The 14,788-nt window shown below is 32.4% G+C and carries 12 protein-coding genes; 9 read left to right on the top strand and 3 right to left on the bottom strand.

Going from position 1 to position 14,788, the window contains the following annotated elements:
• Nucleotides 1–17: 17 nt before the first annotated feature.
• Nucleotides 18–3,041, bottom strand: a complete 3,024-nt coding sequence (locus PQF96_RS23785) for a SusC/RagA family TonB-linked outer membrane protein (protein WP_271768953.1) — start codon at nucleotides 3,039–3,041, stop codon at nucleotides 18–20.
• A gap of 309 nt (nucleotides 3,042–3,350) precedes the next feature.
• Entirely contained in the window at nucleotides 3,351–5,018 is a 1,668-nt protein-coding gene (locus PQF96_RS23780; protein WP_143916993.1) for a glycoside hydrolase family 13 protein, read from the bottom strand.
• Nucleotides 5,019–5,360: 342 nt separating this feature from the next.
• Between PQF96_RS23780 and PQF96_RS23775 the strand changes: the two genes are divergently transcribed.
• Nucleotides 5,361–6,392 (top strand): LacI family DNA-binding transcriptional regulator, encoded by a 1,032-nt coding sequence (locus PQF96_RS23775; protein ID WP_109434161.1) that lies wholly within the window; start codon nucleotides 5,361–5,363, stop codon nucleotides 6,390–6,392.
• Nucleotides 6,393–6,653: 261 nt separating this feature from the next.
• Here PQF96_RS23775 and PQF96_RS23770 read toward each other — a convergent pair whose 3' ends face one another.
• On the bottom strand, nucleotides 6,654–7,667 hold the full coding sequence (locus PQF96_RS23770; protein WP_109434162.1) for a LacI family DNA-binding transcriptional regulator: 1,014 nt from the start codon (nucleotides 7,665–7,667) through the stop codon (nucleotides 6,654–6,656).
• Nucleotides 7,668–7,942: 275 nt separating this feature from the next.
• Here PQF96_RS23770 and PQF96_RS23765 point away from each other — a divergent pair, with 275 nt between their 5' ends.
• From PQF96_RS23765 to PQF96_RS23730, 8 genes are all read left to right on the top strand, one after another.
• Entirely contained in the window at nucleotides 7,943–8,278 is a 336-nt protein-coding gene (locus PQF96_RS23765) for an arsenosugar biosynthesis-associated peroxidase-like protein (protein ID WP_109434163.1), read from the top strand.
• A 96-nt stretch (nucleotides 8,279–8,374) separates the two neighbouring features.
• On the top strand, nucleotides 8,375–9,442 hold the full coding sequence (arsS, locus tag PQF96_RS23760; protein WP_109434164.1) for an arsenosugar biosynthesis radical SAM (seleno)protein ArsS: 1,068 nt from the start codon (nucleotides 8,375–8,377) through the stop codon (nucleotides 9,440–9,442).
• Nucleotides 9,443–9,455: 13 nt separating this feature from the next.
• The gene (locus tag PQF96_RS23755) at nucleotides 9,456–10,139 is read left to right on the top strand and encodes a TIGR04282 family arsenosugar biosynthesis glycosyltransferase (protein WP_271768949.1); all 684 of its coding nucleotides are present in this window, start codon (nucleotides 9,456–9,458) and stop codon (nucleotides 10,137–10,139) included.
• Between the two features lie 175 nt (nucleotides 10,140–10,314).
• Entirely contained in the window at nucleotides 10,315–10,842 is a 528-nt protein-coding gene (locus PQF96_RS23750) for a rhodanese-like domain-containing protein (protein ID WP_235010886.1), read from the top strand.
• Nucleotides 10,839–11,444 (top strand): TIGR04282 family arsenosugar biosynthesis glycosyltransferase, encoded by a 606-nt coding sequence (locus PQF96_RS23745; protein ID WP_333968230.1) that lies wholly within the window; start codon nucleotides 10,839–10,841, stop codon nucleotides 11,442–11,444. The genes PQF96_RS23750 and PQF96_RS23745 overlap by 4 nt, the downstream gene beginning before the upstream one ends.
• Complete coding sequence (locus tag PQF96_RS23740; RefSeq protein WP_109434167.1) at nucleotides 11,444–12,256, top strand: purine-nucleoside phosphorylase; 813 nt, start codon at nucleotides 11,444–11,446, stop codon at nucleotides 12,254–12,256. Before PQF96_RS23745 ends, PQF96_RS23740 begins: the two co-directional genes overlap by 1 nt.
• Before the next feature lie 96 nt (nucleotides 12,257–12,352).
• The gene (gene arsM / locus PQF96_RS23735) at nucleotides 12,353–13,321 is read left to right on the top strand and encodes an arsenosugar biosynthesis arsenite methyltransferase ArsM (protein WP_109434168.1); all 969 of its coding nucleotides are present in this window, start codon (nucleotides 12,353–12,355) and stop codon (nucleotides 13,319–13,321) included.
• Between the two features lie 170 nt (nucleotides 13,322–13,491).
• Nucleotides 13,492–14,610 (top strand): pyridoxal phosphate-dependent aminotransferase, encoded by a 1,119-nt coding sequence (locus tag PQF96_RS23730; RefSeq protein WP_271768946.1) that lies wholly within the window; start codon nucleotides 13,492–13,494, stop codon nucleotides 14,608–14,610.
• Nucleotides 14,611–14,788: the final 178 nt, after the last annotated feature.

The following is a 14,788-nucleotide window of genomic DNA, read 5'->3' as shown; positions in this document are numbered from 1 at the left end:
TTTTCATTTTAATTTTTTTAAAATCTAGCATTAAATCCTACAGAAAATGTTCTTGCTCTTGGATAAGCAGAATAATCTATCCCAAAAGAAGGTACTCCATCAACTTGTTTGTTTGTATTCACCTCTGGATCAAAGCCATCATATGGTGTAATTACAAATAAATTTTGTCCAGTTACATAGAATCGTAATGATTCAATCCAATTCCCTATTTTACCTTCGTCTATAGTATACCCAACAGTCAAATTATTAAGTCTTAAAAAATCTCCACTTTTTAAATATTGAGTAGATGGTTTTGGTGTTTGAATTGCTTCTCCAGAGGAAATCACTTCTTGAGTCACATTACCCCCAGAATTGAGAGCTGATGCTGTAAAAATAGCATTCGAAGTATTATCATAAATTTGATGTCCATACGCTCCATTAAGGAACACACTCACATCTAATTTTTTATATCTAAATGATGACGAAATCCCAACAGTAAAATCAGGATTTGGATCTCCAACAAATGTTCTATCTCCTTGTCCTGGAGCAGTTATACCACTCGAAGTATCTACGCCATCTCCATCTAAATCTGCATATTGAGAAACTCCATTTTCATCAAAACCTTCCCAAACTGGTAAGTAAAATGCATTTATAGGTTGTCCGTCAAATAATAACTGTCCTCGTTGTCCAGTTAATCCCTGACCATTTAAATCTCCCGTTAGAATACCTGCTGGGAAAATACTTGATACATTATTGATCTCATTATTTAAGAAACTAGCATTAACACCAACTTCCCAAGTCATGTCTTCATTTTGAATGATAACTCCATTTATAGCAATATCAACTCCTGAGTTTTCTACTTCAACCCCATCCAAATTTCTCCATACAAATATGTTTGGTGCTTGTTGTGCTACACGAGTTCTAAATAAAAGATCTTCTGTCTTTCTATTATAGTAATCTATAGATCCAGACAAACGATTGTCAAAAAATCCAAAATCTATACCTGCATTAATTTGCTTAGTACTTTCCCATTGTAGTTCAGGATTTCCAACTGTTGATTGTACAATACCTCCAGAACCATCAGGTGTAAATTGAGTTTGAGAAGAACCAGAAGGAAATTCCTGATTACCAGTGATACCATATCCAAGTCTTAATTTAAGATCGCTAAAGGTCTCAGGCACAAAATCTTCTTCAGATAATCTCCATGCCAACGCCGCTGAAGGGAAATATCCAAACTGATTATCTTCTCCAAAACGACTAGAACCATCTGCTCTTAAAGTTGCTGTGATTAGATATTTATCATACAACGTTACATTAGCTCTTCCAAAATAAGACTGTAACTCTGTAGTAGGGTTAAAAAATGATGTATTACCCCCGGTAAGTGTATTATCTGGATTAAGTGTAGGTGCAGGTCTATCTGATCCAAAATTAATATTATTAATGTATAAATTTTGGTCATCTATCGAAAAATTCTGTACCCTAATATTATCTCCTTTTCTTTCGAATTGTTGATATGAATATCCTCCTACTGCACTTAAATATACAGCATCACTCAATTGTTTATTGTAGCTAAGGGTATGTTCGAATAATAGATTAGATGTAAAAATACTTTGAATATCTGCTATCCCATTATTTACAAAATTAGCTTGCATTAGTCTCGAAACTCCTACTCTTCTTGTAGATTCTGTGCGCCCAACACCAAAATTGAATTTATATTTTAATTCATCTGTAAAACTATATGTTGCAGAAAGATTCCCTAAAACATTAGTGGTTTCTGCCAAATCAGTATAATACTCCAGGAAAGCCAATGGATTACGCGGATTGTCATTAAACTGAAGAAAAGTTCCGTCGTCATTAAATAAAGATCTTGTAGGGTTCCAACGTAAAGCTGAAATAATCAAATCTCCTTCGGCACCAACGTTATCTGATAATGCCGTTGCCTCATCTTTTATGAAAGATGTAATTAATTTGGTATCTATCTGTAACTTCTCGTTAAAAAACTTTTCTGTTAAGTTAAGAGTTCCTGTATATTTTTCCTGACCTGTATTTTTTATAATCCCTTCCTGGTCCTGCAATGATAAAGAAAACCTATAACGCCCCGTATCAGATCCACCACCATAACTCACATTATAGTTTTGAGTTATTGCTGTTCTTAGTATCTCATCTAAAGCGTCTACATTTTGTCCAAAATCCAGTCCTGGATTCCCTATCGCATTGGCTGCACTTGCAAATTCTGAAGCATCCAATAAATCATATTCATTAGCAATACTGGAAATACTAACTGATGATGAAAAATCTAATTGAGGTTTCCCTGATTTTCCTTTTTTGGTAGTGATAATAACTACCCCATTAGATCCTCTCGATCCATAAATCGCAGTGGCAGAAGCATCTTTTAGCACATCAATACTTGCAATATCGTTTGGATTGATAAAGTTTAAAGGATTTCTGGCAGACGATCTACCAGCCCCTACATCAGATCCTGCACTAGTATCACCACCATCTAAAGGAACTCCGTCAACAACAATCAAAGGGTTATTACCTCCTCTAATAGAAGATGTACCTCGAATACGAATATTATTACTAGCTCCTGGCTCACCACTCGCTGCAGTAACTTGTACACCCGCAACTCTACCCTGAATTAATTGATCAGGAGAAGTCTGTACCCCTTGATTAAAATCTTCAGGTTTTACTGTGGCTACTGCTCCTGTTAAATCTTTCTTTCTTACCGTACCATACCCTACAACAACTACCTGTTCTAATTCGGCAGCATCTTCCTCCATTGTAATATTTATTGTTGACTGTCCGTTGACATTAATTTCCTGGGATTTAAACCCAACAAAGCTAAAGACTAATATAGCGTCCTCTGCAACGTTATCCAACGTATAGTTTCCATCAAAATCAGAAACTGCCCCGTTAGTTGTTCCTCGTACAAGAACATTCACTCCGGGAATCGGTCCCCCAGTGTCTGAAATCACACCTGAAACTGTGATTTGTGCAAACATCATACTCCCTGATAAAAATACCAGAAGGAAAATGAGTTTTTTAAGTATCCTACTTTTCATAATATAGCGTTTGATTTAAATTTGAATTGTTTCTTTGTTTTAAATTTTACCCTTGTCTTATAAATAAAAAGTAATTATAACCTTAGTAACAATGGGACATCCAAGTCTTTTCTACTATATCTGACTAATTCTGCAACTATATAAAATAATATTCCTACTTTAAACACAATAAGTTACAAAAAAAATGGATGCCCCATCTGTTACATCTACGAGAAGTTTCATCACATAAACTTCTCTGCTAACAAACAAAAATTAATTTCGCTTTCTACTCTAATTACATTTGTTTCTTAAATTTTACGAACTACTTTATTAAACTTTAAAAATCAGTCCTTGATAGGGTTCGAGATGAATGATATCACCCTCTATTTTATACTTGTTATAATTATTTATTAAGACAATGGCTTCTGTTAAATTTTCTTTTATCTCGAAATAACCTTCGGTGCCTTCAAAATTTAAAATCACTATGATCTGTTCTTTTTTCAACACTTTTTTATATACATATATACTCGAGTTATTAAACCCTAACTCTTTAAAATCACCATATACAAACACATCATTTTCTTTTCTTATTTGTAATAAGTTCCTATAAAAGTTTAAGATCGAATCAGGATCATTGTTTTGTTTTCTAACATTAATATTTACATAATTCGGATTCGTTTTTAGCCATGGTTCTCCCAAAGAAAATCCACCATTAATTTCATCATTCCATTGTACAGGAGTTCTTGCATTATCCCGTCCTTCTCTATTAATCATTTCTAATGCTGACTCTTGTGATAATTTCTTAGTCTTTGAATTTTCATTATAAAAATTTAAAGATTGTACATCTCTAACTTCATCTACAGATTCTAGGACAATGTTTGTCATCCCTATCTCATCACCTTGATAAATATTCAAAGTTCCATTTTGTGTAGATTGCATTATAAACAACATTTTTGCTGATTCTGCCCAATATTGCTTGTCATCTCCAAATCTTGATGTCATTCGTGCAAAATCATGATTTCCCATTGCATTAGCGAGCCATCCTTTTTCATGAACCGCATCTCTCCATTTCTTAAAAATACTTTTCATGTTTACTAAATCGAAGGGTGATGTTTCTTCGAATTTACCATTAACAATAGTACATTCAAGAATATCAAAGTGATACAGCATATCAAGTTCTCTACGATCATAATCAATATACAAACCGGCATTTTCATGATTAATCCCGACTCCTTCTGCCAAAGAAAATGCATCATAATGACGAACTACTTTCTCATTCATTTCTTTAAGATACTCATGTAATCTAGGTCCATTTGCATATACATCTTCGATGATTTTTCTAAACCCTACATCTGGAGCATCAGGATACCCTTCTCGTTTAGAAATCAAGGGAATAACATCCATTCTAAATCCATCAACTCCTTTATCTAGCCAAAACCTCATTGCATTATAAATTTCTTCCCTCACTTTGGGGTTTTCCCAATTCAAATCAGGTTGTTTCTTGGTAAAAAGGTGTAAATAATATTCCTCTGATTTGGTATCATATTCCCAAGCACTTCCTCCAAAAAAAGATTTCCAATTATTTGGTGGGCCACCATCATCTTCAGGTTTTTTCCAATGAAAATAATCTCTATATGGATTATCCTTTGATTTCTTCGCCTCTTTAAACCAATTATGTTCATCAGAACAATGATTAGCAACCAAATCCAGAATTAACCTCATTCCTTTGTCATGAGTTTTCTGAAGCAATTCGTCAAAATCTTCCATACTTCCAAATTCTGGCATAATAGAGCAGTAATCGCTAATATCATATCCATTATCATCATTTGGTGAACTAAAAATGGGACTTAACCATAATATATCTACATGTAGACTCTGTAAATAATCCAGTTTGTCTATAATCCCTCTCAAATCACCAATACCATCATCATTACTATCGTTGAAGCTACGTGGGTATATTTGATAAATAGTTCCTTTTTTGAACCAAGAAAGCTCCATGCAATTCGGTTTTAAAATTTTAAAAAATTGATATCTTCTACTTATTTAATCTCCTTACCGCATTTTAAATAATGTTTGTATTTTTAGTACACATTATTTATCCTAACTTAGCGTAGTCATTGTGTCTCTTGAATAGAGATGTCTTTTGGGGAGGACATTTTTGTAAGATTTTTTTAACAAACTTTTTATTAGATGTTCAAAAATCCTTTATGACTATTACAAATTACTGAACTATTCACAGAATTGTAAAGCAATCTTTTAGTTTAAAAAAATGCAAACGTTTGTATTATTATATTTCTAGTGAAAATGATGTTTTAATAATAATTTTTTAACGATTTTTTGATGACTTTGAAAAAAAAGAGGGTTAAACTTGAAGATATTGCTAGAAAATTAAACATTTCTATAGCTACAGTTTCCAGAGCTTTGGATGAAAACCCTCGAGTAAAGCTTAGCACCCGGGAAAAAGTTTTTAAAACTGCAAAAATGATGGGCTATATGCCAAATCAAATTGCAAAAAGTCTTAGTTCTGGTAAGACCAATCTTATTGGAGTTATTATCCCCAGATATGATGAATCTTTTTTTATAGAAGTGTGTAGAGGTATTGATCGATATGTTAGAAAACATAATTATAAAATCCTGATTAGCTCTTCTAGAAATTCATTTGAGTTTGAGCGTGAAAATCTCATTTCATTTGAAAGAGGACTTGTTGATGGAATTATTTTGTCACCAACTCATGAGACAGAAACATTTGTACATATTAAAAGTATAATCAATAAAGGTATTCCTGTTGTATTATTTGACAATATCAGGGAAGAGGTTTCGGGTGCTGACCATGTATTAATAGAAGATGATAAAGCTTCATTTTCTGCGGTCGAATTTCTAATTAAAAAAGGAAGGAAACGAATTGCGTTTATTGGAGGGATTAAAGAAAAAAAGGTCTTTCAGGATCGTTATGATGGTTATAAAAAAGCTATGACCAAGCATAACATTCCTATCTATGAAGAATTAATACTTCATTGTGAATCCCTTGATAGGGAAAATGAAGACACTGAAATCCAGGATTTTTTTAATAACATAAGCGCAATTCCCGATGCTGTTTTTACATGCACAGATAACTATGGTTTACTCACCATGAAGACATTACTTAAAATGGGATATAAAATCCCAGAGCAAATCTCTGTCATTGGATTTGGAGATCTTGGACTAGGAGAAATTTTTGTGCCTTCTATGACATGTATTGCACAACCCAGTTTTGAAATGGGAGAAAAAGCTGCAGAATTATTGATTAACCAATTTAATGAACCCAATGATGTAAATCATCGTAAAAAAGTATTGAAACTCAAAACCGAGTTGATTTTAAGGGATAGCACTTAATACATAAAAGGTGTTTGAAAATGATCAATGATTATCCTTTGATAAAAAGGTAAAGATAGGAGAACACTATAGGTTTGCTTTAATCATTGTACATTATTCTACTCAAGATTTTAACAACCCTCAGATCGAGAACGAACAGTTTTTAATTTTTAATCTGCTTATTCCTTAGAATGATTTGCTATCCTATCACAAAAACTTTGGAAAAAAACTTACCATAATTAGAGTTGGCTTCCAACAAAAAACATATATAATTAAATAGCTTTAATTTGTAGAATTTCTAAGAATTAAAGACGTTTTTACAACTTCTGTCTTTACTTTATAATTTTCAGAAAAATTATCTAATTGATTTACTAATATCTGTGCTGCTTTTGCTCCTAAATCTTCGGCATGTTGAGAAACTGTAGTAAGTTTTGGGTAAGAATGTCTGGATAACAACCCATCAGTAAATCCTATTACCGAAATATCTTTTGGAATTTTATATCCTAATTTTAGCGACATATTTATAGTTACAGCCGCGGCAGTCTCATCTAAACCAAGAACAGCATCAAGATTATTATCTTTAAGAAATTTCTCTATTTCATCTTCAACATTATTATTATCCTTTACAGGTAACTCTATTAATGACACATTATCATTTTTATCTGTAATTTCTCTTGCCCCTTCTAATCTTAATTTTGCAACACTTAAATCACTACTTATTGTTGTTATTACAGCAATTTTTGTGCAACCTGTATTAATTAGATATTGAATAGCATTTTTAGAAGCAATCTTATCATCTACAATTACTTTATCACATTCTATTTCATCACTTACCCTATCAAACATTACGATTGGAACATTATCTCTCTTTAAAACCTTAAAATGATCAAGTTCATTAACCATTTGTGTTTCCTGACTCAAAGCCACGATAAACCCATCAACACTACTATAGTTTAGCATTTCTACATATTCTATCTCTTTTTTATGAGATTCATTAGTAATACAAGTCACAATCTTATACCCATTCTTTGAGGCTGCCTGTTCTATTCCAAACAATGCTTTAGCATAAAAATGATTAAGAATCTCTGGCAATATAACTCCTATAGTTTTGGTCTTATTACTTTTTAAACTAACTGCCAGAGCATTTGGTTTGTAATTATAAAAGTTCGCCAGTTCATGCACTCTGTTAATTGTTTTTTCACTAATCTCAGGATCATTTTTCAATGACTTTGAAACCGTAGAAATAGACAGATTTAATTCTTTAGCAAGTTGTTTGAGCGTAACTTTTTTCCTCATGACCTCCGATTTTGGAATTTTTTGTCCTTATAGCAAGGATTTCGAGCCTAAATTAAGCTTTTTTCTTAATGTAGTATTAATAAGACCGGTACTTTGTATTGTTATTTATATATTTTCAGTAAAAAAATTGTCAGTTTATTAATTTGTGTTTTTTATCTTACTAAACTTTTAAACACTTACCTACTTTTTAATTTTATCAAATTTTATTGTAAGTAATGATACTATATCCTCGACATATACTAAATTATGTCTGTAACTAAAAAAAATAATACAGCATGTCTAAAACATATTATGATCCTTCTGACTTAAGAAAATTTGGAAAAATCACAGAATGGAGTGAAGAATTAGGTACTAAATTTTTTGATTACTACGGCAAAGTTTTTGAAGAAGGCGCTTTGAGTGCACGAGAAAAATCTCTTATTGCACTTGCGGTTTCTCATGTAGTAAAATGCCCTTATTGTATTGATGCTTATACAAAAGATGGCTTGCAGAAAGGAATTACAAAAGAAGAAATGATGGAAGCAGTGCATGCCGGAGCAGCTATAGAAAGTGGTGCAACTTTAGTGCATGGAGTACAAATGATGAATAAATATGAGAAGTTATCTATGTAAAACAAGCATCAGTTTTACCCTTATATGCTCATAAACCATTTATACTATATATTGGCAAGGATTTCGTCGATTAAAAATATAATTTAAGAACAGAAGATGTCAGAAGTCAAAAAAAAACAATCTCTACACAAACGTAATGATCAGTTAGCCAATTCTAATAGACAACTAGAGATTTTAAATAACGGTATTTTTGCCAATGGTGAATTACCAAAATTTGCAGATAAAATTGCAGAAATTGATCGTTTCCCTTTACGTCCTAATAAACTTGAGATTCTCCAGATCAATGTAGGGTATATGTGCAATCAGGTTTGTGAACATTGCCATGTAGACGCGGGACCTGATCGTAAAGAGATCATGACCAAAGAAACGATGCAGCAGTGTCTCGAAGTCATTAAAAAGACAGGAGCCCACACTTTGGATTTGACAGGTGGAGCGCCTGAAATGAATCCAAATTTTAGATGGTTTGTAGAGGAAGCAAGTAAAGCTGGAATTAAAGATTTTATTGTTAGAAGTAATCTCACCATCATTAGAGCCAACAAAAAGTATTATGATCTTCCTGATTTTTTCAAAAAACATAATGTGCATGTAGTTTCTTCAATGCCACATTGGACCAGAGGAAAAACTGATAAGCAGCGTGGAGATGGTGTTTTTGACAAATCTATCAAAGCTTTGCAAGAACTCAATGAAAGAGGATATGGTATGCCTGATAGTAGTTTAAGATTGGATTTGGTATATAATCCTTCTGGAGCATTTTTACCTGGTGATCAAGAAGCCATGGAAAAGGATTTTAAAAAGGCATTATTAGAAGATTTTGGTATTCATTTTCATAATTTATTCGCTATTACTAATTTACCAATTAGTAGATTCTTGGATTATCTGATTGCTTCAGAAAACTATGAAGATTATATGTATGCATTAGTAGAAGCCTATAATCCATCGGCTGTGGCTAATGTGATGTGTACTAATACTATTTCTATAAGTTGGGATGGTTGGTTATATGATTGCGATTTTAATCAGATGCTCGATCTTAAAGTAGCGAGTAAAGTAAAGCATATTAGTGAATACAACGAGGAATTACTTCAGAATAGAAATATTATTATCTCACAACACTGTTATGGATGTACTGCTGGAGCAGGAAGTAGTTGTCAAGGAACTGTAGCATAACTCTAAAATCAAAATGAATCAAAAAACCGCCATATTAATTTTTGCAAATTCGATTCATGAAGAATTGCGAAATAAATATATCACTGGTGGTAAAATTTTATTTTCTGAGCTTACCCGAAAAACAATTACTACTGTAAAACAGACCGGACTCCCGTTTTTTATCTATACAGAAAAAGAACAGCGAGGAGTTACTTTTGGAGAGCGTTTTGTCAATGCCATACAAGATGTTTATAATAAGGGTTATGACAATGTTATTACTATTGGCAATGATACTCCACACCTTAGTAAATATCATTTAATTGAAAGTGCCAAACAACTTGAAAATAACACATTTGTTTTAGGACCATCATTGGATGGAGGGTTTTATCTTATGGGATTACACAAATCTCAATTTAATGTTGATTTATTTTTAAAACTACCCTGGCAATCCAAAAAACTATCCACATGTATCTCTAGACTTATAGAAACTACCAAAATCAAAATGGTAACTCTAGAAGTTTTGATAGATATTGATGATATTAACGACATTAAATCAATATCTCGTTTTTTCAAAAAGCTTTCTGGAAAACTTAAAAAGATTATACAAAGCTTACTTCTATATAAAATAGATATAGCAGATTTTATAGTACCAGGTATTACTACTATATACACCTATCGTTTTTTTAATAAAGGATCTCCTTCTACTTTATTCTCTTAAACTACTTTGTTTGTTTTTTTGTGTTTCATCCATTAAAAAACATATAATGTCAAATATTTAAAATTAAGTCCACTAAGTGATGGATCATTTTAATTAGTAAGACATGGTATACAAAATTATATTGATCATTGTAATCATTTTTCAAAACATCCTAAAATCTCATTTCCAACAAAAAATGAATAAAAAAAATATTCTGGCACATAACGTTGCTTATATCATAGGGGTATTAATGATCTTGTTTTTACCCAAAATGAGTGCTCAAAATTCATTAGAAGAATTGTTAGATCAATACAACAACGAGAGTGTCCCGTATATCTCTGTTGAAGCATTAAAAGATATCCAGGATCAAGTACTATTGTTAGACGCTCGCGAGAAAAAAGAATATGAAGTAAGCCACATCAAACATGCAAAATTTGTGGGTTATACGCATTTTAAAATGAATACAGTCACAGTACAAGATATTCCAAAAGACACAAAAATCGTAGTGTATTGTAGTTTGGGAGTGCGTTCTGAAGACATATCAGAAAAACTAAAAAAAGCAGGATACACAAATGTTTATAATCTTTATGGAGGAATTTTTGAATGGAAAAACAAAAACTTTCCTGTTATGAACTCCAATGAAGAAACTACTGAAGAAGTGCATGCCTTTTCTGAAGAATGGGGAAAATGGTTAACTAAAGGGGAAAAAATATATTCAAATTGAAAGAAAAAAACGCATTATTGATTTTTACCCGAAATCCAGAATTGGGTAAATGTAAAACACGACTTGCAGCAACTATTGGCGATCAAGCTGCCCTGGATATTTATACTTTTTTATTACAACATACGGTTAATATCACCAAAAATCTTGATGTTACCAAAGAAGTTCATTATTCTGTAAAAGTTAGAGAAAATGATCTCTGGGATGATTCGGTTTACAATAAAAAACAACAAACAGGTTACGATTTAGGTATTCGTATGGAACATGCTTTTGCAGAATGCTTTGGAGAAGGTTTTGAGCGTGTTGTTATCATAGGAAGTGATATGTATGATTTAAGTCAAAAAGATCTGGAACTTGCTTTTCTGGAACTAGAAACACATGATTATGTCCTAGGACCTGCAGAAGATGGAGGATATTATTTATTTGGAATGAAATCCTTAAATTCACAGGTTTTTAAAAATAAAAACTGGGGTACAGATACTGTTCTCCAGGATACACTAGAAGATTTAAAAGAAAATAATATAAAACTATTAGAAGTTCGTAACGACATTGACTATTATGATGATATCAAAGACATTTCGGCTTTTCAAAAATTTATAGACTAATGACAAAATACATTGAAGAAACAACAGAATTCCTTCAAGGAAGGGGTTTCGAAAATCCAGAAATAGGTATTATACTAGGTACTGGATTAGGGCAATTGATTAATGAAATAGAAATCATTCAGGAGATAAGTTATAATCATATCCCCAATTTCCCTACAGCTACTGTAGAATTTCATAAAGGAAAATTAATTTATGGAAAAATTGAAGGTAAGACTGTTGTAGTTATGCAAGGTCGTTTTCATCTCTATGAGGGCTATTCGCTCCAGGACGTAACCTACCCTGTTAGAGTCATGCATAAATTAGGAATAAAAACACTATTAGTATCTAACGCTTCTGGAGCAATTAATTTAAACTTCAAAAAGGGGGAATTAATGCTTATTGATGATCATATTAATTTACAAGGAGGTTCTCCCTTAGCATTTAAAGGAGTTGAGCAATTAGGAAGTCGCTTTACAGATATGAGTGCTCCTTACGACCTTAGTATAAATTCAAAATTAGAAACCATTGCCAAAGATAACAATATCAATCTCCATAAAGGAGTATATGTGTCTGTTATGGGACCTCAATTAGAAACCAGAGCAGAATATCGTTACTTAAAAATTATCGGTGCAGATGCTGTAGGAATGAGCACCGTTCCCGAGGTTATTGTGGCTAATCACTTGGATCTTCCGGTTGCAGCGGTATCTGTTTTAACAGATGAATGTGATCCAGACAATCTTAAACCCATTAATATAGATGAAATCATTGCAATGGCAGGTAAAGCAGAACCGGAAATGATACTGTTGTTCAAAGAATTAATCAAATCTTTATAAATTAAAAATTCTATAATTTCAGAAAGGTATATCTATCCTTTTCGATAAAATTATTTATAACCTGAGATAACCTCAAAGGAAAACAAAAATCAGTTTATGAGCTATTTAGAAACTACACACGATGTATATAAAGAAGCGGCATTAACACCAGATGTAGGTTTATGTTGTACTACAAACCCTATTTGGGAACTACCAGGCCTTAAAATTCCGAAAATCATGCAAGAAATGAATTACGGATGCGGTAGTACAGTAAATGCACGTGACTTAACGAATAATCCAAAAACCTTATATGTAGGTGTTGGTGGTGGAATGGAATTATTACAATTCTCTTATTTTTCTCGTCAAAAAAGTGGTGTTATTGGTGTCGATGTTGTTGAAGAAATGCTAGAGGCTTCTCGCAAAAATTTTAAAGAAGCTGAAGCCCAAAACGATTGGTTTAAAAGCGAATTTGTAGATCTTAGATATGGTGATGCATTAAATTTACCTGTTGAAGACAATAGTATAGATGTAGCTGCACAAAATTGTCTGTTTAACATTTTTAAAGCAGATGATTTAAAAAAAGCTATTGAAGAAATGTATCGTGTATTAAAACCTCATGGAAGATTAGTAATGAGTGATCCAACTTGTGAACAACCCATGAATGATAATCTTCGTAATGATGAGCGATTAAGAGCTTTATGTTTGAGCGGAAGTTTACCCATTGCAGAATATGTAAAAGCATTAACAGATGTTGGCTTTGGAACTATAGAAATTAGAGCTCGTAAACCTTATAGGATTCTGGATCCAAAAAACTATGATACCGATGAGTTAATTTACATCGAATCAATTGAAGTGGCTGCAATTAAAGATCCAATGCCAGAAGATGGACCTTGTATTTTTACTGGAAAGGCTGCAATTTATTATGGAGATGAAGATTATTTTGATGACAAGAAAGGTCACGTACTCCTAAAAAATCAACCTATTGCTATATGCGACAAAACTGCTGGAGCTTTAGCTGATCTCGGCAGAGATGATATATTTATTAGCGAATCGACTTATCATTATGATGGTGGTGGATGCTGTTAAAAGCGATGGCTAACTAACTATAATGTGGAAGTCGAAAATAATGTATGTATTTTCGGCTTCTTTTTTTATCTTTTCACATATCTTCTAACCATTATTTACTTAACTCTTATCTTTTCAAAATCAATAAATTACTATCTTTAGAAGGCAAATCATTTTAAAGATAGAATATCATGAACAGAAGACAATGGCTGAAATCTACTTCGTTAGGAGGTAGCCTAGCATTATTTGGAGGAATGCATATCGCTAACGCATTAATATTAGAAGAAACAATAAAATTTAACCCAAGACCATTTTCAAAGCTGATTCGATTAAGTTCTAATGAAAATCCATATGGTCCATCAAAAAAAGTAAGAGAAGCTATTATATCATCTTTTGATCATAGCTGTCGATATCCATACGCTTATGCCGATGAACTAGCAGAAATTCTTGCTAAAAAAGAAGGAGTAACCAAAGATCATATCATCATATGCGGAGGTTCTACAGAAGGGTTAAAAATTACTGGCCTTACTTTTGCATCTAACGGAGGAGAAATTATTGCAGGGAAGCCTACATTTTTGGCAATGATGACGTATGCAAAACAATGGGGTGCTACTATTAATTGGGTGCCAGTTGGAGAAGATAAAGGGTACGACATGAGTGAAATCGAAAAGAGGATTTCTTCAAAAACAAAACTAGTTTTTTTATGTAATCCCAATAATCCAACTTCTACGATTCTTCCATCCCAAAAACTGATGGATTTTTGTGATACAATAAGTAATAAAACTATTCTTTTTAGCGATGAAGCCTATTATGATTATATAGACGAACCTAATTATCCATCGATGGTTGAGTTAGTGAAAAAAGACAAGAATGTAATCGTCTCCAGAACATTCTCAAAAGTGTATGGCATGGCAGGTATGCGCATTGGTTATCTTATCGCCAAACCAGCTCTGACTCAAAAACTTAGAAAAAACATGGTTGCTTATAGTAATGTTCCTGCGATCGCTGCAGCCAAAACCGCTTTAAATGACAAGGAGTTTTATGAATTTAGTTTGCAAAAAACTCGTGAAGCAAAAGAAATGATATACAAAACACTAGATACTTTTGAGTTACCATATGTAAAATCAAATACAAACTTCATTTTCTTTAAAACAGGCAAAGATATAAGAACACTACATAAAGAGATGATGGATAAAGGAGTATTAATCGGTCGACCTTTTCCTCCCTTTTTTAATTGGTGTAGAATTAGTACAGGAACTACAGAAGAGGTTACTTTATTTACAAAAGCCTTATCTAATATTTATCAATAGAGTTTCTTAACAATAGTTTTTATGAATTCATACAATTATCAATCATAAATACAAATAAAATACAGTAAATCCTTAAGCAAAACATTCTACTTTATTATTCCCATCAAATAGTGGTTAATATAACCTAATCACATCTTTTTTACGAAGTATTTTCCTACTTAAACCACTGGAAACATGT

The organism is Aquimarina algiphila (assembly GCF_947494415.1).
Classification (GTDB): domain Bacteria; phylum Bacteroidota; class Bacteroidia; order Flavobacteriales; family Flavobacteriaceae; genus Aquimarina; species Aquimarina algiphila.
Note: the sequence above shows the minus strand (reverse complement) of the source record. Positions and strands in the feature narration are given on the sequence as shown.

Excerpts from the sequence above, each read along its gene's own strand:
- PQF96_RS23785 (WP_271768953.1), bottom strand. The coding sequence starts at position 3,041 with ATGAAAAGTAGGATACTTAAAAAACTCATTTTCCTTCTGGTATTTTTA.
- PQF96_RS23780 (WP_143916993.1), bottom strand. The coding sequence starts at position 5,018 with ATGGAGCTTTCTTGGTTCAAAAAAGGAACTATTTATCAAATATACCCA.
- PQF96_RS23775 (WP_109434161.1), top strand. The coding sequence starts at position 5,361 with ATGACTTTGAAAAAAAAGAGGGTTAAACTTGAAGATATTGCTAGAAAA.
- PQF96_RS23770 (WP_109434162.1), bottom strand. The coding sequence starts at position 7,667 with ATGAGGAAAAAAGTTACGCTCAAACAACTTGCTAAAGAATTAAATCTG.
- PQF96_RS23765 (WP_109434163.1), top strand. The coding sequence starts at position 7,943 with ATGTCTAAAACATATTATGATCCTTCTGACTTAAGAAAATTTGGAAAA.
- arsS (WP_109434164.1), top strand. The coding sequence starts at position 8,375 with ATGTCAGAAGTCAAAAAAAAACAATCTCTACACAAACGTAATGATCAG.
- PQF96_RS23755 (WP_271768949.1), top strand. The coding sequence starts at position 9,456 with ATGAATCAAAAAACCGCCATATTAATTTTTGCAAATTCGATTCATGAA.
- PQF96_RS23750 (WP_235010886.1), top strand. The coding sequence starts at position 10,315 with ATGAATAAAAAAAATATTCTGGCACATAACGTTGCTTATATCATAGGG.
- PQF96_RS23740 (WP_109434167.1), top strand. The coding sequence starts at position 11,444 with ATGACAAAATACATTGAAGAAACAACAGAATTCCTTCAAGGAAGGGGT.
- arsM (WP_109434168.1), top strand. The coding sequence starts at position 12,353 with ATGAGCTATTTAGAAACTACACACGATGTATATAAAGAAGCGGCATTA.
- PQF96_RS23730 (WP_271768946.1), top strand. The coding sequence starts at position 13,492 with ATGAACAGAAGACAATGGCTGAAATCTACTTCGTTAGGAGGTAGCCTA.